Origin of the sequence: Kribbella yunnanensis, assembly GCF_039529655.1 — a bacterium.
Lineage (GTDB): Bacteria > Actinomycetota > Actinomycetes > Propionibacteriales > Kribbellaceae > Kribbella > Kribbella yunnanensis.
Genome location: NZ_BAAANF010000022.1, coordinates 190,639 through 207,824, shown reverse-complemented (window position 1 = coordinate 207,824; position 17,186 = coordinate 190,639). Strand labels below are relative to the sequence as shown.

The 17,186-nt window shown below is 66.9% G+C and carries 21 protein-coding genes; 10 read left to right on the top strand and 11 right to left on the bottom strand.

Going from position 1 to position 17,186, the window contains the following annotated elements:
* Positions 1–56 precede the first annotated feature (56 nt).
* Complete coding sequence (locus tag ABD231_RS32810) at positions 57–1,067, top strand: LacI family DNA-binding transcriptional regulator (RefSeq protein WP_344160784.1); 1,011 nt, start codon at positions 57–59, stop codon at positions 1,065–1,067.
* Here ABD231_RS32810 and ABD231_RS32805 read toward each other — a convergent pair.
* Together ABD231_RS32805 and ABD231_RS32800 are read right to left on the bottom strand one after the other, a co-directional pair.
* Positions 1,064–2,767 carry a M14 family metallopeptidase gene (locus ABD231_RS32805; protein ID WP_344160781.1) on the bottom strand — a complete coding sequence of 568 codons (1,704 nt, stop codon included), beginning with the start codon at positions 2,765–2,767 and terminating at the stop codon, positions 1,064–1,066. The two genes, ABD231_RS32810 and ABD231_RS32805, sit on opposite strands and share 4 nt — an antisense overlap.
* A gap of 67 nt (positions 2,768–2,834) precedes the next feature.
* Positions 2,835–3,983 (bottom strand): FAD-dependent oxidoreductase, encoded by a 1,149-nt coding sequence (locus ABD231_RS32800; protein ID WP_344160778.1) that lies wholly within the window; start codon positions 3,981–3,983, stop codon positions 2,835–2,837.
* A gap of 93 nt (positions 3,984–4,076) precedes the next feature.
* On the opposite strand from ABD231_RS32800, the gene ABD231_RS32795 reads away from it, so the two are divergent.
* Positions 4,077–4,634 carry a TetR/AcrR family transcriptional regulator gene (locus tag ABD231_RS32795; RefSeq protein WP_344160775.1) on the top strand — a complete coding sequence of 186 codons (558 nt, stop codon included), beginning with the start codon at positions 4,077–4,079 and terminating at the stop codon, positions 4,632–4,634.
* A 23-nt stretch (positions 4,635–4,657) separates the two neighbouring features.
* Here the strand turns inward: ABD231_RS32795 and ABD231_RS32790 are convergent, their stop codons facing one another.
* From ABD231_RS32790 to ABD231_RS32770, 5 genes are all read right to left on the bottom strand, one after another.
* Positions 4,658–4,975: a hypothetical protein gene (locus ABD231_RS32790; protein ID WP_344160772.1), complete on the bottom strand. Its 318-nt coding sequence runs from the start codon at positions 4,973–4,975 to the stop codon at positions 4,658–4,660.
* Between the two features lies 1 nt (position 4,976).
* Entirely contained in the window at positions 4,977–5,246 is a 270-nt protein-coding gene (locus ABD231_RS32785) for a BrnT family toxin (RefSeq protein ID WP_344160770.1), read from the bottom strand.
* A 67-nt stretch (positions 5,247–5,313) separates the two neighbouring features.
* A complete protein-coding gene (locus ABD231_RS32780) occupies positions 5,314–6,075 on the bottom strand; it encodes a sugar phosphate isomerase/epimerase family protein (RefSeq protein ID WP_344160768.1) in 762 nt (253 codons plus the stop codon).
* A 2-nt stretch (positions 6,076–6,077) separates the two neighbouring features.
* Complete coding sequence (locus ABD231_RS32775; RefSeq protein WP_344160765.1) at positions 6,078–8,084, bottom strand: DUF4328 domain-containing protein; 2,007 nt, start codon at positions 8,082–8,084, stop codon at positions 6,078–6,080.
* A gap of 205 nt (positions 8,085–8,289) precedes the next feature.
* Positions 8,290–9,006: a DUF4328 domain-containing protein gene (locus ABD231_RS32770; RefSeq protein WP_344160762.1), complete on the bottom strand. Its 717-nt coding sequence runs from the start codon at positions 9,004–9,006 to the stop codon at positions 8,290–8,292.
* A gap of 60 nt (positions 9,007–9,066) precedes the next feature.
* Between ABD231_RS32770 and ABD231_RS32765 the strand changes: the two genes are divergently transcribed.
* Together ABD231_RS32765 and ABD231_RS32760 are read left to right on the top strand one after the other, a co-directional pair.
* A complete protein-coding gene (locus tag ABD231_RS32765; protein WP_344160759.1) occupies positions 9,067–9,543 on the top strand; it encodes a methylated-DNA--[protein]-cysteine S-methyltransferase in 477 nt (158 codons plus the stop codon).
* A gap of 176 nt (positions 9,544–9,719) precedes the next feature.
* Entirely contained in the window at positions 9,720–10,043 is a 324-nt protein-coding gene (locus ABD231_RS32760) for a hypothetical protein (RefSeq protein WP_344160756.1), read from the top strand.
* Positions 10,044–10,114: 71 nt separating this feature from the next.
* Here the strand turns inward: ABD231_RS32760 and ABD231_RS32755 are convergent, their stop codons facing one another.
* Positions 10,115–10,873, bottom strand: a complete 759-nt coding sequence (locus tag ABD231_RS32755) for a DUF5324 family protein (protein WP_344160753.1) — start codon at positions 10,871–10,873, stop codon at positions 10,115–10,117.
* A gap of 156 nt (positions 10,874–11,029) precedes the next feature.
* Here ABD231_RS32755 and ABD231_RS32750 point away from each other — a divergent pair, with 156 nt between their 5' ends.
* Entirely contained in the window at positions 11,030–11,572 is a 543-nt protein-coding gene (locus tag ABD231_RS32750; protein WP_380151765.1) for a peptidylprolyl isomerase, read from the top strand.
* 60 nt (positions 11,573–11,632) lie between these two features.
* Positions 11,633–12,376, top strand: a complete 744-nt coding sequence (locus tag ABD231_RS32745) for a rhomboid family intramembrane serine protease (RefSeq protein WP_344160750.1) — start codon at positions 11,633–11,635, stop codon at positions 12,374–12,376.
* On the opposite strand, the gene ABD231_RS32740 is transcribed toward ABD231_RS32745, so the two are convergent.
* Positions 12,373–12,789, bottom strand: a complete 417-nt coding sequence (locus ABD231_RS32740) for a PPOX class F420-dependent oxidoreductase (RefSeq protein WP_344160747.1) — start codon at positions 12,787–12,789, stop codon at positions 12,373–12,375. The two genes, ABD231_RS32745 and ABD231_RS32740, sit on opposite strands and share 4 nt — an antisense overlap.
* Before the next feature lie 46 nt (positions 12,790–12,835).
* Here ABD231_RS32740 and ABD231_RS32735 point away from each other — a divergent pair, with 46 nt between their 5' ends.
* Positions 12,836–13,432: a TetR/AcrR family transcriptional regulator gene (locus ABD231_RS32735; RefSeq protein ID WP_344160745.1), complete on the top strand. Its 597-nt coding sequence runs from the start codon at positions 12,836–12,838 to the stop codon at positions 13,430–13,432.
* Complete coding sequence (locus ABD231_RS32730) at positions 13,432–14,364, top strand: aldo/keto reductase (RefSeq protein WP_344160742.1); 933 nt, start codon at positions 13,432–13,434, stop codon at positions 14,362–14,364. The genes ABD231_RS32735 and ABD231_RS32730 overlap by 1 nt, the downstream gene beginning before the upstream one ends.
* Positions 14,365–14,410: 46 nt before the next feature.
* Here the strand turns inward: ABD231_RS32730 and ABD231_RS32725 are convergent, their stop codons facing one another.
* Positions 14,411–14,740, bottom strand: a complete 330-nt coding sequence (locus ABD231_RS32725; protein ID WP_344160739.1) for a hypothetical protein — start codon at positions 14,738–14,740, stop codon at positions 14,411–14,413.
* Positions 14,741–14,835: 95 nt separating this feature from the next.
* On the opposite strand from ABD231_RS32725, the gene ABD231_RS32720 reads away from it, so the two are divergent.
* Positions 14,836–15,153 carry a hypothetical protein gene (locus ABD231_RS32720; protein ID WP_344160736.1) on the top strand — a complete coding sequence of 106 codons (318 nt, stop codon included), beginning with the start codon at positions 14,836–14,838 and terminating at the stop codon, positions 15,151–15,153.
* Here ABD231_RS32720 and ABD231_RS32715 read toward each other — a convergent pair.
* The gene (locus ABD231_RS32715; protein ID WP_344160732.1) at positions 15,150–15,980 is read right to left on the bottom strand and encodes a ComF family protein; all 831 of its coding nucleotides are present in this window, start codon (positions 15,978–15,980) and stop codon (positions 15,150–15,152) included. The genes ABD231_RS32720 and ABD231_RS32715 overlap by 4 nt on opposite strands.
* Before the next feature lie 168 nt (positions 15,981–16,148).
* Between ABD231_RS32715 and ABD231_RS32710 the strand changes: the two genes are divergently transcribed.
* Positions 16,149–17,003 carry a DNA-processing protein DprA gene (locus tag ABD231_RS32710; protein WP_344160729.1) on the top strand — a complete coding sequence of 285 codons (855 nt, stop codon included), beginning with the start codon at positions 16,149–16,151 and terminating at the stop codon, positions 17,001–17,003.
* Positions 17,004–17,186: the final 183 nt, after the last annotated feature.

Here is a 17,186-nt window from a genome sequence, read left to right as displayed (position 1 = left end):
TTCACCGCTCGCGACCGTGGCACACTCGGTCGACAGGTCTGCAACAGGAGGTACGGATGGCGACCAGGCTGAGCGATGTGGCGGCGCGCGCCGGGGTGTCCGTGAAGACGGTCTCGAACGTGATCAACGACTATCCGCACATCACCGCGCACACCCGGGCCAAGGTCGAGGCCGCGATCGCCGACCTGGACTACCGGCCGAACGTGAGCGCCCGCTCGCTGCGCAAGGGCCGCTCCGACTTCATCGCGCTGGCGATCCCGGAGATGGCCTCGGCGTACTTCGCCGAGCTCGGGGCCGCGTTCTCGCGGGCTGCCAAGCGGCGCGGGATCACCGTGCTGATCGAGCAGACCGAGGGCGAGCCGGCCGCCGAGCAGATGGTGCTGGACGGGATGCGCGGTCAGCTGATCGACGGCATCGTCTTCTCCCCGATCACCAGTTCACAGGCGAAGATCAGCGCGGCGGTCGGCAGTGGGAAGCCGATCGTCCTGCTCGGCGAGCGGACGACGGGTGGCACCTTCGACCATGTCGCGGTCGATTCCGTCCAGGCGGCGTACGACGCGACCACTCATCTCGTATCACTCGGACGCCGGCGGATCGCGGCCATCGGTGTCGGTGGCGGCGGCGCGTCGGGGACAGGCGCCGTACGGCGTCGTGGGTATCGGAAGGCGTTGAAGGCGGCCGGGCTGCCGCACGATCCGGCGCTTGAGCTGGCCGGGACGGGGTATCACCGGCTGGACGGCGCGGCCTCGATGCGCGCGCTGCTGGAGCTGCCCGAGCCTCCGGACGCGGTCTTCTGCTTCAACGACCTGCTGGCCCTCGGCGCGCTCCGCACGCTCGCCGACGCGGGCCTGTCGGTGCCGGACGATGTGGCCGTCGTGGGCTTCGACGACATCGAGGACGGTCGCTACCACTCGCCATCACTGACCACGATCTCCGCGGACAAGGACTGGCTGGCCGATCAAACGGTCGCACTGCTGCTCGAGCGGATCGCGGGGAGCGGTGAGGCTGCGCGTCGCAACCTCACCGTCCCGTACACGTTGGAGATCCGGGAGTCGACCGCCGGCTAGAAAGCTGCGGAGCAGGCCGTCAGGTTGGCGGTGACGCTGCCGCCGCGGGCGACGGTGATCGAGCGGGTCTCGAGCACCTGACCGGTCGGGCGTTCACAGGTCAGCGTCCACGACTCGGTGCCGCCACCGTTCTGGATGGTGATCGGCCGCGTGGACGGGTTGGCGTGGTACGTGTACGTGCCACCCGCCGGCACCGTCATCGTGGTCTCGAGCACGTCGGGCAGCAGCGTGCCGTTCCACGTCTTGGTGGTGAAGGACTTCTTCAACCGCAGTACGGCGCCGGCCGGGCCGGTCCCGGTGACGACGGAGTGCCGGGCCGGGTTGATGGTGGACTCGGCCGCGAGCAGGTACGCCGCACGGTTCCCCTTGCCCGCCGTACTGCCGGATCCGTAGTAGTAGTTCACGACGTTCGAGAACGCCGGGTGGAAGCTGCTCGCACCGTGCTCGAAGGTGAACCCGAGACCACCGGTCGCGTAGTACGACCAGTCCTCGGTGGTGCCGGTGGTGTCGTACAGCTGGTACGCCTTCTGGCTGGTGTAGCCGTTCTGCGCGGCCATCTGGTCACCGAGCGACTTGTACACCGTCTCGTCCGGAGTGTTCTGCGCACTCGCGTAGCCCGGCTCACGCAGTACCAGGTTGGAGTAGGTGTGGTTGGTGATCAGCGTGGTCACCTGGTGCGCGGACACCAGCGACTGGATGTTGCGGGTCTCCGGCTCACTGAAGGCGCTCGGACCGCGGTAGGTCTCCGAGGTCAGGCTGGTCGACGCACCCGGACCACCCCAGAAGCCCGAGTAGTTCCGGTTCGGGTCGACACCGCGGGACTGGTTCGACGACTGCGCGCACTGGCCCGCGGTCGGCAGCTGGCCGTTGGTGATCCGGCAGTTCTTCCGCTTCATCTCGTAGCCGAGGGTCCGGCTCAGGTTGAAGCCGTCCGGGTTCACCACCGGCACGATGATCACCTTGGACTTCTCCAGGATGTTCGTGATCCGGGTGTCGGTGCCGTCGTTCTGCAGCAGGTCGTAGGCGAACTCGATGGTCAGCTCACCCGACGGCCATTCCCGCGCGTGGTGCAGACCCATCATCAGGAACACCGGCTTGCCGCTGCTGGTCGCGACATCGTGCGAGATCTCCAGACCTTGCACCGTCCGGCCCTCGAGCGACTTCTCCTTGAGGCTGATCAGCTTGGCCTTGGTCGGGTACTGCTGGGCCAGACTCGCGAGGTTGTTGTTGAAGTCGGCAAGCTGCCGGTACGCCGTCCGCCCGCTCGGCAAGGTGGCCAGAACCGCCTTGTTCCGCACGGCTTTCGCGTACTCGACATCGGCCTTCTCGCGCTCCCGATCAGCGCCTTCGAGGTCGTCCTCCAGGACCGACCAGGTGAATCCGGCCAGCTTCAGCAGCCGGAGATCACTCTTGCCATAGGCAACAACATCGGTGTACGTCGGTCCGGCTGACTCGGCCAGGTCGAGATCCAGGCTGGTCAGCCGCTGACGGTCGGACTGCGTCGGGGTGTGCACCCGGAGCAGTTGGATCAGCTCGTCGTTCTGCTCTGCCACGGCCTTGCGGTCCGGTGGCGCCGAGGCCTGCACGGCGGCAGGCAGTTGGCTCCCGGCACCGACGGCGAGGACGGCCGCCAGTGCGAGGGGAACGAGTCGAGTCCATCGGGCGGGACGGAACACGATGACCTCCAGTAGTTGAGGCATTGCATGCGGTAACTGGAGGGTAGAGGTCGCACCGGTCCCGGGGAAGCGATTCTCCGCGCGGCGAGGGCTAACCTTCGTCGCGCGACCCCGCGAGCCCCGCGATGCGCTGAGCCACCCGCTGCTTCGCCGACTCCGACCGGCCGACCCGACCGAGGATCAGGTTGCGTAGCGGCCGCAGCAGTCGGGGTGCGTTCGCCACGCGCGTCAACCGGTGCGCCAGCGCCACGACCTCAACCGCCTCCGCCCGGCCCTGTACGACGTACGCGTCGAGCTCGGACTCGTCGCCACTGGTGAGCGCGGTGGACAGCGCGCCGCCCAGTCGGACGGCATCACGCAGACCGAGGTTCATGCCTTGTCCGCCGACCGGGCTGTGCGTGTGCGCAGCATCGCCGGCCAGCAGGACGCGGCCCTCCCGGTAGCGATCCGCGACGCGCTCGTAGACGCGGAACCGCGAACCCCACACGATGTCGGTCACGATCGGCCGCTCGGACTTCGGCCCACGCACGTCCACCAACTGCTGCGCGTACGCGACATCCGGGTGCTCGGGCGCATCAGGTGTCGCGGCGACCAGCCGGAACGAACCGTCCGCGAAGGGCGCGACCACGAGCACGCCCGCCTGGGCGAAGTACAGAGTCACCTCGTCCGTCCGCAGTCCACCGTCGATCCGGACATCGATCAGGCTGGCCGAAAGCATCGGGGTCCCGATCGGCATGGCGATCCCGACCAGCTCCCGGATCGTGCTGCGGACGCCGTCGGCAGCGACGACGTACTGCGCGTTGATCACGTCACCGGTGTCCAGGGTCACCTGAGCGCCATTGGCGTCCTGGGTCAGCCCGACCGCCGACCGCGGTCGCAGCACCGAGCCACCCAGCTCCTCCAGCCGCTCCAGCAGGACCGCCTCGGTCACCGTCTGCGGGATGGTCAGCGTGTAGGGGTGATTGGTTCGCAGGCTCCGGAAGCCGAAGCCCGCCAGCAGTTTGTCGCCGTCGCGAATCGCGAACTGCGGCAGCGGAAGTCCGGTGGCGAGCAGGCTCTTGGTGACGCCGATCGACTCCAGCACGTCCATCGTCCCGGCGTGAATCACCGCCGCCCGCGAGGTGTTCGCGCCTGCGGCGAGCTTGTCCACCACCGCCACCTCGTGCCCGTTCTGCCGGAGCGCCACCGCCGTCGCGAGACCAACCGGTCCTGCACCCACCACTACGACCTCGACGTTCATCGCTGCCTCCCCGAGCATTTGTCAACGCCTGTTGACTTTTACTGTAAGTAGCAGTCCAGTAGAAGTCAACGGCTGTTGGCATATGCTGGCCCGATGGTGCAACGGAAGTCGGACCGAACGCGCGCGGCGATCCTCACCGCGGCCCGGGAGCGGTTCGGTGCCGACGGATACGAGCGGGCGACCATCCGGGCGATCGCGGCCGACGCGGCGATCGACCCGGCGATGGTGATGCGGTACTTCGGCAGCAAGGAGAAGCTGTTCGCGGAGGCGGCCGAGTTCGACGTCCGGCTCCCCGATCTGAGCGACGTACCGGCCGCTGAGGTGGGCACGGTGCTGGTCCGGCATCTGTTCAGACGCTGGGAGGAGGAAGACACCTTCCGGGTGCTGCTGCGGACCGCGGCCACCAACGAGGGCGCGGCCGAGCGAATGCGGCAGGTCTTCGCCACCCAGCTCGCCCCGGTGCTGGGGCGGCTTGCTGTCGACCAGCCGGCCATGCGTGCCGGGTTGGTCGCCACGCAGGCCATGGGCTTCGCGCTATGCCGCTACATCCTGCGATTCCCGCCGGTGACCGCGCTGACGGAGGACGAGGTCGTCGCCTTCCTCGCGCCGACCGTCACGCGCTACCTGACGGCGCCGCTCAGCGCGGAGTGAGCCAGCCGGCGTACCGACAGGGTTCAGCTGGCATTGCGGTCGAGGAGGCGCTCGATCCGTTCCAGCCGGTCGATGATCTCAGCCGGCTGGATCGCGTCTCCAGAGACGTAGGCTGCGAGCACTTTCCGCATCAAGGCTGTGTGCCGGATGTGCTGCTGGCCGGCTTCCACCTTGAGTGCATCCACCAAAGGTTTGGGCAGCCGCAGGGACGTGGTGACCATAGGCGGCTCGACCCACTCGCCGTCGGCCATCTCCGAACCGGTGTCATGCGTGTCGTAGTAGTCGGCGAGCGACTCAAGCTCGGCCTCGGGCCGCGGCAACTCCTCGTTCATCTTGTTCATATCAACGTGCCTCCCTCTGGAAGGACTTCTTCTCGGCTCTGGTCATGTCGCGGGCGGTGATAATGAAAGCTGTCCCTGGTGAATCCGCGACCGCGACCACGAGAAGAAATCGCCCCGCATATGTCCGGCCGTAACAGAGCAGAGATCCGTCTCTTCCTGCTCTTTGGTAGTAGGGACGTTCGAGGATGGCTTCGCGGACTTCGGCGATCGTTACATCGTGTCGGGCGATGTGCGCCGTAGACCACTCGCTGTCTTTGACTTCCAGGAACACCTATCGAATGTAATGCGTTCGCATTGCGTTGACAAGGTCCGTGCTGCCGGAGTGCTGTTCCCGCCGCTCAGCGGGGAGTGAGCCAGCGCGCAACCGCGGGGAGCGTCTCCTCGAGCGACGGCAGATGCGGGTGCCACTTCGTCTCCCACTCGAGGGAGAGCGGGTAGTCGGTGCCTTCGAGCGCCTTGAGCAGATCCTGGATCGGGAAGTCGCCGTCCTCGATCGCCACCGGCCGGTAGCTCTGGGTCGAGTCGCTCTGCTTGATCTGGACGAACTCCAGCCACGGCCGCAGGTGCGCGAACGCCTCGGCCGGCGTCTCGCCGTGCGACCAGGTGTGCGCGCTGTCCCAGATCACCTGCACGTTGTGGCCCGCGACGTTCGAGTCGATCAGGCTCAGCAGGGCTGCCATCTTGCGGCCGGCGGAGTGCGAGTCGTGGGTCTCCAGCAGGATCCGCGATTCCTTGGGCGCGGTCGCCACTCGGTCCAACGCCCGGAACTCGCCGGCACCGGTCTCATCGGCGGGGTCGTCACCCGGGAACACGCGGACACCACGGGCACCGAGATCGGCCGCGAGCTCGAGGTGCGCCTCCAGCGGCTGCTCCTCGACCGCGCACAGCTTGACGTAGCTGCTGACGGCGAGGATCTCCAGACCAGCGTCCTCGATCCGGCTGCGGAGCTCGCGGCGCTCGGCCGCCGACAGGCCGATGTGGGTGAACTCGTCGGGCGCGGTCCGCAGCTCGAGTCCGGTGATTTGGTTGCTCAGGGCAAGCTTCAGCACTTCGTCCAGGGGTGCACCGTGGCACCCGAGGGTGGAGAACGCGAACGACACGATCAGGTCCAGCGACGACGCGGGTGGGTCCGCGGGCCGGTCGGCTGCTCGGGCTGGCTCGGCTCCTCCGGCGTGTACGACGGGTACTCCTCGGCCGGCTGCTGCCCGTACGACGACTCGTTGCCGTAGCTGTAGTTGTCGTACGACGGCGTCGACTCGGTGGTGCTCGTGTACTCCGAGCCGCTGTACGAGGTCGGGCTGTACGTGTCGTACGACGGGGTCGACGGCTCGTAGGCGCTGCTCGTGTAGTCCGAGTTGTACCCGTACTGCGTCGAGTCGTAGCTGCTGGTGCTCGTGTACTCCGAGGTGTACGACGACGTGTAGTCCGTCGCCGGCGTCTCGTAGGACTGGTAGCTGGAGGGCTCGTACGACGAGCTGCTGTAGTCCGAACCGTACGAGGGGGTCTCCGAGCCGTACGACGGCTCCGGACCGTACTCGGGGACCGACGGGAGCGGCTTCGACGGCGTCAGGAAGTCGTCCTGCGGTGCCTGCACCGGCGCGGGCTCGTAGTACCCGGTCGAGGCGGGCTCGTGCGACGGCGGGTAGACGCTGTGCGTCTCCTGGATCACCGACGGGCTGTCCACCGCGACCCGAGCGGCCCTGCGACCAGCGCGCGCAACGGGCGCGGGCTCAGGCTCGGGTGCGGGCTCGTACGACGGGGATGCCGTCGAAGTCAGATAGTCCGAAGTGCTCTCGTACGACGTGTAAGGCTCGGAGTAGCTGCTGGCCCACGACGGCTCCGGGTCAGCCTGCTCGGGCTGGTACGCGTACGGGTCGGGCTGGACGCTGGTCCGGGACGGCTCGTCGCTCATCCACCGGCTCTTGGCCGCGGCCAGCGGGTCCTCCTCGGCCGATGAGCCCAGGTACTCACTCCAGGACGGCTTGAGCGGCTGGTACGCCGTCTGCTCGTTGGTGCTGCTGCTCTCGTCCTGCCAGGTCGACACCGCGTCGAACTGCTCGGTGGAGGGACCGGCGTCGACCGACTGCTCGCTCTGCCAGTTCTCGGCCACCGGCGCGAACGGGCTCCACTTGGGCGCCTCCTCCGCAGGCTCCTCCGCCCCGAACGGGCTCCCACCGGCGAACGGGCTGCCCGCGGCCGGTGCGGCGCCGCCGCCGGCCAACTGCAGCTCCGGCTGGCGCTCGAGGCGGCGGGTGGGCGATGACGCGAGGCCGACCTGCGCCGAGCTCGCGATCGGCTCGGCGATGGCGGGCTGCTCGTCGGTGTCGTCGTTCGCGTACGTCGGGACCGCGGTCAGCTTCGGCTCGCGCTGGTCCCACCACGGGGTCCACTCGCGCTCGGTCTGCATCGCGGTGATCTTGCGGATCACCAGGGTGGCGGCGACGGCGGACACTCCGGTCAGCACGAGCGACGCCGTACCGGCGAAGGCGATGCCGCGCAGCGAGCCGACGGTCGCTTCCATCCACATCAGGAACCGGCGAACGACCACGTCGAACGTGAGAGCGCCGATCCAGGCGACCCACCACATGGAGGTGAGGGTCGGCGTCCGGAACCGGCGGAGGTCATCGGTATAGACCGGGGTCTTCGGGTCGCTGGCGAGCCAGACGTCGTCGACGATCTGCTTCGGGTACCAGAGGTTGGGGCCGGGGACGAACCAGCTGGCCAGCACCCAGCCGTGGCTGCGGCGGTGGTCGGCCTGGCAGAACACCTCGGAGTTGACCCGCGCGCGCCACAGCCAGATCACGAAGACCACGGCCGCGGCGACGGAGATGATCACGTTCGGGATCGCGGTGACCTTCGCGATCGCGTCGGCACGATTGAGATCCGCGTCGTCGACGTTCGGCATCCCACCGAGGTAGCGATGGACCACGGAATACGTGTTCCAGTCGGACCAGGTGGACAGCAGGTGGGTGACAGTCGACGCGCCCAGCAGTCCGATCGCGATCTTGCCGACCGTACCTACCTGCTGGAACTCCTCAGTTGCGTGCGACTGCCACTCTTCGTCGGTGTGCTGTACAGCAGACAGCACTGCAGGTTGCGGGTGGCTCACGTCGTGCGTCCCTCGCGTTGCCGGAACTCCGTCTGTTAGTCGGTTCGGCCAGAACCTGCCCCCGCATGACCGAGCCACATTGATACCACGAAGTAGGTACGCCAAGGGAGCCGGTCCCAGCACGGAGGGTATCGACTTAACGTGTTCTTTTCGTACGGCCATCACCACTTGTAACGACAGATCCGACAGTGTGTAACGGTTTCGTTTACCGCGCAGGCGGTTGGTACTGATCGACCGCCCACCAGGGCACCCAGGGCCGGTTCGCCTGCAGGTCGTCGATCCGGGCGATCAACTGAACAGCCAGTACGGCGGCCGCCGACGTGGCCAGCGCGGAGATCGTCGACAGGATCACGTTGGTCCGCAGATCCCCGACCGTGTTCGCGCCACCGAGGACGCCGCGCTGCACGATGTTGCCGGAGACCAGACCGACCACCCAGGTCAGCCACCAGGCCCAGACCAGCCGGGTACCGGGCAGGTCGCGCAGCGACTCGGTCTGCGGCGGCGTCCGCGGATCGCTGGCCGCGACGATGTCGTCGACAACCTGCTTGGGGTACCAGAGGTTGACCACCGGGCAGATCCAGCTCCCCATCACCCACCCGCGGGTGAACCGGTGCTCACCCCGGCAGAACATCTCCGCGTTCCAGCGCACCCGCCACAGCCAGACGATGAACACCGCGGCCGCCGCGAACAGCGCGAGCGCCGAGATGATCCCCAGCGACCCCGAGAACAGGTCCGCCTCGGCGAGCCGATCCGGATCATCGCCGTACCGCTCGACCGTCCGGTACGAGTACCAGTCCGACCACGTGGTCGCCCAGGTGGTGATCGTCACCACCCCGATCAGCACCGACGAAGCCAACCCCATCGCCCGCTCAGAACTGAACCATCGATCCAGCGGCGGTTGCTGCGGCCGGGGGCTCGGCATGGACCAAATGTAGGACAGGAGTCGCCCAAAGTGTCGGTGCCGCCCGAGAAGATAGGACACATGCGCTGGTCCGTCATCGATTCACCGATCGGTGAGCTCTCGCTCGCCGTGGACACCACTGGTCTGTGCCGCGTCAGCTTCCAGCGGCTGGACCATCCCGAGCAGTCCGACCCGCTGCTGAGCCGCGCCGCCGAGCAACTCACGGCGTACTTCGCCGGCGACCTGCAGGATTTCGACCTACCCTTGTCCGTCACCAGCGGGACGTCCTTCGAGCGGGCGGTCTGGCAGCACCTGTCCACGATCCCGTACGGCGAGATGCAGACCTACGGCGATGTCGCGAAGATCGTGTCGAACGACGTGGGCGCCTCCCGCGCGGTCGGGACGGCGTGCAACCGCAATCCACTGCCGATCGTGGTGCCCTGTCACCGGGTCGTCGGGGCCGGCGGGAAGATGGTCGGCTTCGGTGGCGGCATCCCGACCAAACGGCATCTGCTGGAGCTCGAGGCGCGGGTCAGTTTCGAGACCCTGTGGTCCTGACCGAGCACGCAGCGAAACCTGACGAAGATCTGACACCGACATAGCCCCGCGCGGCGCGCCTCGTTGGACTTGGCAGGACTACCGTTGCTATCAGCGATCGATCGATCACCGAAGAATCAAACGATTCAGCCAGTGCTCGACCGGCCGTCCTCCCACCTGCCTCGGAAGACGCCCACATGACGAAGACTCGCTCCACCCCCCACCCGCACCCCGATCTCGGCGAGCTCATGAACAAGAGCGCCGAGGAGTGGTCAGCTCCCGAAATCCAGGACGCCGCGCGCACCGCCCTCCAGATGCACGCGCCGGACCGCGAGCCACTCACCCGCACCAAACGCTTCGGCATCGTCCCCTGGATGCATCGCAACCACGCGCTCTGCACCCACTGCGGCGGCACCTATCCGTGTATCACCCACCGCTATGCCACCCAGCTCCTGTCGGCCGGCCGCTACACGATGGCCGCGACGCACGGGGAGCCCGACGCCGAGCCGCAGCCGATCTGACTGCAGGCATCAACCACGAAGGCCGCGACCCCCACCGGGGATCGCGGCCTTCGCCGTTGCGGTACTTCGGTTCAGGAATCCGAGGGCTTGGTGTCCGTCGACTTCCTGGTGGTGGTGGTCTTCTTCGCGGTGCCGTTGGACGACGCCTTCACCTCAGGCTTGGCGTCCTCGACCTTGGTCTCGTCGGCCTTGGGGGTCTCCGCCTTGGGAGCCTCCGGCTTCGGGGTCTCGGTCTTCGCTGCCGCCGTGTGCCCGTTTGCGCTCTGAGTCTCCGAGCTCTGGGAACGCGGAGCCGCGGCAGAGCTGTAGTCACGGCCGCTGGTCGGCGTCGACTGCCAGGCCGGCTCCGGCGGGGTCAGCAGCTTCTTCACAGCCGCGGCAGCGAGGGCACCGAGGCCGAGCAGCAGCACCGCCGTACGGAGCTTGTGGCTCTTCTTCGGTACGTCGATCTCACCGCGCAGCGCGGCCTTGGTGGCCTTGCCACGACGCGAGGTCTCCTCGACCACCGGCTCGGCGGCGGCCGCCAGTGACGCCAGCGCGGCCGAAACCTTCGGCAGCACGTCGTCGTTGAACCGCTCGCGCGCCTTCTCGGCGGCGTGCTCGGTGGCCGGTCCGACCTTGGCCAGGGCATCGTCGATCCGCGGTCCGGCCTTCTCGACCGCGACGTGGGCCAGGTGCGCGCCACGCTCGACAGCCTTCTCGGCGTACGGCGACACCTTCTCCCGTGCGGTGCCCACGGCCGGGCCGAGCTTCTCCGATGCCGTTTCGGCGAACGGCCGGACGCGGTCCTTCGCGATGTCGATCCGGCCCTTGGACTTCCTCAAACCCACAGTTCCCTCCATGGACGCAACTGATACCGCTCTGGACAAATCCGGTCTCATCTGCATCGTACGCGTACCCACCTGTCAAACCCCCGGTCCCACGGATTCTTGCCCGGACGTGACAGGATCGATGGCGTCAGATGTAACTACCGAGGAGTGACTCCCGTGGCCGAAGAGCTGTACGCGACCCTGCAGACGACGATGGGTGACGTCGTCATCCGGTTGTTCCCCAACCACGCACCGAAGACCGTGGAGAACTTCGTCGGCCTGGCCGAGGGCACCAAGGAGTGGACGGACGCCCAGACCGGGCAGCCGAGCCACGAGAAGTTCTACGACGGCCTGGGCTTCCACCGCGTCATCCAGGGCTTCATGATCCAGGGCGGCTGCCCGCTCGGCACCGGCACCGGAACCCCGGGCTACTCGTTCGACGACGAGATCCACCCGGAGCTCCAGTTCGACCGTCCCTACCTGCTCGCGATGGCGAACGCCGGGATCCAGTTCGGCAAGGGCACCAACGGCTCGCAGTTCTTCGTGACCGTGACCCCGACCCCGCACCTGAACCGCAAGCACACGATCTTCGGCGAGGTCGCCGACGACGCGTCGCGCAAGGTGATCGACGAGATCGCGGTGGTTCCGACCGCCGCCGCCGACCGGCCGATCGACCCGGTCGTCATCAACCACGTGGTCATCGAGCGCAAGAACGCCTGATCCACCCCCGCGGGACCGGTCGAGGGACCGGTCCCGTCGGCTTCCCCCGGAGGACCCGCCGTGACGACCGCTTCCGTCTGCTACCGGCACCCGGACCGGCCCGCCGGTGTCCGCTGCCAGCGCTGTGACCGCCCGATCTGCCCGGACTGCATGAACAGCGCGGCCGTCGGCTTCCAGTGCCCGAGCTGCTTCAACGAGGGCGTGAAGTCGATCCCGAGGACCCGTACGTCGCTCGGCGGCATCCAGCGCGGTAATCCCCAAGTCATCACGATGACCGTGCTCGCGCTCAACGTGCTCGTATTCATCGCGGTTCGCGTCGGCAGCCCGCAGGTCCTCAACGATCTGGTGCTGTTCCCGATCCTGGTCGAGTCCGAGCCGTGGCGGCTGCTCACGTCGGCGTTCACCCACGTGCAGATCTTCCACATCTTCTCGAACCTGTTCATGCTCTGGCAGATCGGACCGCCGCTGGAGCAGATGCTCGGCCGGCTGCGCTTCACGATCCTGTACCTGCTGTCCGCCCTCGGCGGCGGTATCGCGGTCTGGCTCATCAGCGCCCCCGGTTCGGCGACCCTCGGCGCGTCCGGCGCCGTACTCGGCCTGGTCGGCGCCCTGCTCGTGGTCAGCCGGGCCCGCAACCTCGACGTCACCTGGATCCTCGGCTACGTCGCCATCACCGCCGTCCTGTCCTTCCTGATCCCGAACATCTCCTGGGAAGGCCACCTCGGCGGCTTCGTCACCGGCGCCGCAGTCGCCTGGCTCTTCCTCCAGGACACCAAACGCCGCCGCAGCAAAGCCCGCCTCTAACTCACAGCGTGCTCCGTCCGCCGCGGCCCGAACAGGTCGTCGTGGTCGAGCGCCTGCCCGTCAAGGTGCCAACTCCAACTCGTCGTCGGCGTGATCCGCAAGTACGGCCCCGCACCGAACCGCCCCGCGCGCGTCACCACCTCGGCCGTCCCGTACACCCGCAGGAACCGCGGCGACCACGGGTCGACCGAGACCAGGTCGTCAATCACGAACGCCACCTGCTGCTGCCCCGCCGCGACATTGCGCACCTTGCGCGTCCGCCCCGGCTCCATCGCACCGCCGATGTAGAAGTACGTCCCGTCGTACTCGAACCCCACCGGCACCACGTCCGGCTGCCCGTCCGCTCCGACGGTGGCCAGCCGGGCGAGCGGCTGGGTCTTCAGGTAGTTCAGCTCTTCCTCAGTGAATGCCATACCCGCTAAAATACAACGAGCGTTGTACCTAGACCAGAGGGATTCCGTGGTTCGTAGCAGCAAGCGGCAGGATGTGCTGACCGGGGCGTTGAGTGTGTTCGCGCGGGACGGCTATGCGCGGGCGAGTATCGACGTGATCGCGGCCGCAGCCGGCGTCTCGACGCGCACCCTGTACAACCACTTCGGGGACAAGGCCGGCCTGTTCCAGGCGGTGATCCAAGCGAGCGCGACCAGTGTCGCCGCCGCACAACTGGCCATCGTCGAGACTCACCTGACCGAGATCACCGACCTCGAGTCCGACCTGGTCGCGTTCGGCATCGCCTGGCGAACGCCGATCCCCGACTTCGCCGAGCACTCGGCCCTGGTCCGGCAGGTCAACGCCGAGGCCGGCCACATCCCGCAGGACGCCATCGACGCCTGGCAAGAGGCCGGTCCGCTCGCGGTCCGGCGCGCGATCGCCGACCGCTTCGCAGCCTTCGCCGCCGACGGCCTGCTCACAATCGACGACCCGATGGTTGCGGCCCTGCACTTCTCACAACTCATCTCCGGATCCAACCCGTCCTACCGCGGAGGCCCCACGCCCGACCTCGCCGACACCGTCCGCACCGGCGTCCACGCCTTCCTCCACGGCTACGCCGGCTGATGCGCTACCGCTTGTTCGGTCGCACCGGACTCCGCGTCTCCGAACTGTTCCTCGGCGCCATGCGTTTCGGCTCGGCCGAACAGGCCCGCCCGATCATCGACCTGTACGCCGAATCCGGTGGCAACGTGATCGACACCGCCGACGCGTACGGAGCGAGCGAGGACATCGTCGGCGAGGTCCTCGCGGGACGCCGGGACCAGTTCGTGCTGGCCTCGAAGTACTCGCTGCCGCGCGACCCACACGACGTCAATGCCACCGGCAACCATCGGAAGAATCTCCGGCTCGCGCTCGAGTCCAGCCTGCGCCGGCTCGGCACCGACTACCTCGACATCTACTGGGTGCACTACTGGGAGCGGCACACCCCGATCGAGGAGACGATGCGCGCCCTCGACGACGCCGTCCGCGCCGGCAAGATCCTGTACGCCGGGATCTCGGACGCGCCGGCCTGGCTCGTGGCCCGCGGCAACACGTTGGCCGAGTGGCGGGACTGGTCGCCGTTCGCCGGTCTGCAGGTGCCGTACAGCCTGCTGCAGCGCGACATCGAGCGCGAACTGCTGCCGATGGCGGAGGCCTTCGGCATGACGGTCGCCGCCTGGGCCCCACTCGCCCACGGCCGCCTCACCGAGCCCGCGGCCGGCGACGCCGTGGTCACCGCTGTCCATGAGACCGCTGCTGAACTCGCCGCCACCCCCGCCCAGGTCGCCCTCGCTTGGACCCGGACCCATTCGCGCGCTGTCCACCCGCTCGTCGGCGCAAGCTCACCCGACCAGCTCACCGACAACCTCGGCGCGCTCGAGCTCGCGCTGCCGGACGACGCCGTACGACGGCTCGAGGCCGCCACCGGCTTCGCGATCGGCTTCCCGCAGGACTTCATCACCGAGGACGCGCTCGACCCCGACCGAATCGACGGTCGCGCACACCTCCAGATGTGATGGCCTGGCGATGCGCACCAACCGAACACGAACCAATGTGGGACAGTCAACTCGAGCGGCGCCTCCGGCCAGGTGGATAGCGGGGTAGATCCACGACCTGGGCAGCATGGTCGATGCCAAGAACGACCTGGCGCACACGCATCCTCCGCCAAGCCACAACCAACTCGAGCAACGCGTCACCATTCGGCTGGGTCGCAGCAATCAGAGCCGCGGCAAGTTCGTGCCGCCGTGTGTTCGCACCGGCCGCGTTGGCAAGTTCGACGAGCTGATCGAGGCGTCGATCCACCGGAAACGGCCATGCCATCGCCGCGGGCTTGGTGGGAGTCGTGCACGCAACCGAGTTCGCATCCAGCAGAATGCCCTGTTGGTCCGCCACCGCTTACACCACCTCTGTTCAGCGCGTTGATCCGAGCTTTGTATTTAGGTGATATAGAGTGCCTGTGTAGTCAGATTGATTTTAGCGAGGTCATCATGCAAGAGGCCACAGCACTGTTCGGTCCCACACTGCAGGTTCGGGACGTACTGGAGTCGTTTCTCGGAGACCAGATTCTGGTCGAGGACTGGGCTGCAACCTTGGGTTCCGCATCGGCGCGCTTTGATGAGCTCGGCACCCGTTGGCATGACAACTCGATCACTCAATTGGCCGAGCGGCTCGATGTCCTGACCGCACGTGGTCTTGATGAGGAGATCACGCTCGTGAAGTCGGTAGCCGCCGATGTCGCACAGCTGTTGGACCAGGTCAGCGTTCCTGGCCTGCCGGATCCCAGCTCCGGCGACTGGCGGTTCTAGCGTGACTTCAGCGTTCTGACTGCGCACAACACGGCCACGCGGCGCGCACCTGCCAGCCTGAGTACGCGCGCCGTCTCGCCCACCGTGGTACCGCTGCTGTACAGGTCATCGACGATGACGACGTCCGCACCTCGCAGATCGCCGTCACAAGCGAACTGCCCGTGGATGACGCCGGCTCGGTCGGCCAACTCCAGCTCCTTGGCCTGCGTTCGGAACGCAGACAGGCTTCGGACTGCCTCGAAGTGAACTTCCCGCCGACTTGCAACCGACGCCGCCAGGCGGGCACCGAAACTCAAGACCTTGGCATCATGCCCAGGCGGTGCAGCAACGACATTCGCGTGCCTGAGCAGAGGATGTTGGTTGATCAGTGTCACAAGTTCATCCGTCAAGGCGCGGCCAACCTGGCGCAGTTGACTGCTCGATTCCGAGCCTTTGTACCAGTACTTGCCTCTGTGAACGAGATCTCCGATCCGCGTATTCGGCCACGAGTGCGGAGCCTGTCCATCCACTGGCTGCTTCGTCCAATCCAGGGCCAGCGCGTAGTCGACACCGCCGGCCGCAGGCACCGTCAGCACTCCCTGGAGCGTCCCGAGCAGCTCATTGATCGGAGTCCCCACCGATAGTCCCTTGCCACGAAGCACAAGCCGGCCAGTCTGCAGGATCGTGCCTGCATAGCTCGGATCGAGCAGCAGGATCTGATCGGCCACTCCTACGGGTGCACGCACCCGCAACACATGCTCGTTGGGTGGCGCCGAAACGATCTGAACCTCTTCGACGCAACCACCGCCTCGATTGCTCATTAGGCGTTGCGGTGGAATGGCACTCATGGGCGACCTACAGTCACTGAACCGGGTCTTATATCGTCGCTCGCAAGCACTGAGAGGTCCGGCACTGACACGCCGTGACTACGAGATGACATCGATTGACTTGATCGAACATGTGTTCGATCATAAGAGTCTCTCTACCCCTGCGTAGACCAGGAGGTGACAGCACCGATGCTTGATGCGCAACAACGACTGGAGTACGCCAGCGCTGTCACTCGCTTTGGTGGCGGCCAGACGAACGCCGTGCGCCTGATTCGGCGTCAGGGCCTCGATGCCTTTGAATCTATCCATGCAGGTCTGACCGGAGCCCAACTCGATGAGGTGCTTCGGTCGGTGGAAGACCTCCAGACGGCTGGAGTTGATGCGCTGCTCCTCGGCGAGGCTGGTTACCCCTCAACGCTTGCCAACGCCGGAGTCGCTGCACCCGCCTTGTTCGTGAAGGGCCAACAGGACCTGCTGGAGCATCGCGGCTTTGGGGTTTGTGGGTCGCGCAACGCTACAGATGAGAGCCTCAGAGCTGCGCGCGCCTGCAGCGAGTCGATCGCGATCCACGACTTCACCGTTGTGTCTGGCTATGCTCGCGGTGTCGACATGACCTGCCATGTCGGCGCGCTGGCGGCCGGCGGCACCACAGTGATAGTCCTCCCTGAAGGCATCTTGAATTTCAGGATCAAGCGTGGAGATCTTGAGTCCCTGTGGGATCCAGCACGGACAGTTGTGATCTCGCAATTTTCACCACGCAAGCCGTGGAGCGCAGGTGGTGCCATGGGACGGAACGCCATCATCGCCGGACTCAGCCAAGGTCTGGTCGTCGTCGAAGCAGGCGAAACCGGTGGGACACTCGCCGCCGGAATGCATGCTCTGGACCGAGGCCAGCCCGTCCTCACTCTCGAACTGTTCGGAGCTCCGGCAGGTAATCGGATGCTCCAAGCGCGAGGAGCCATACCGATCAAGAGTCGCCAGGAACTTGACGCTTATCTCCTCCATCTCCCCTCGAACGGCTCTCCTCAACTCACCTTGCTCTAGACGGGGCACGCGCCCTGACACCGCTGGAGAACTGAGCCGAGCCTCTGCACTGCCCCAGCCGCACCGACAAACGGGCTAGGCCACAATTTGCGCTCGGTTGTGTCAAAGAGCGTGACACGTTCCGCCGAGAGTGCGTCCAATGGAGGCACGTCCCGACGGGGGACCCAGGCGGTTAGGACTGTT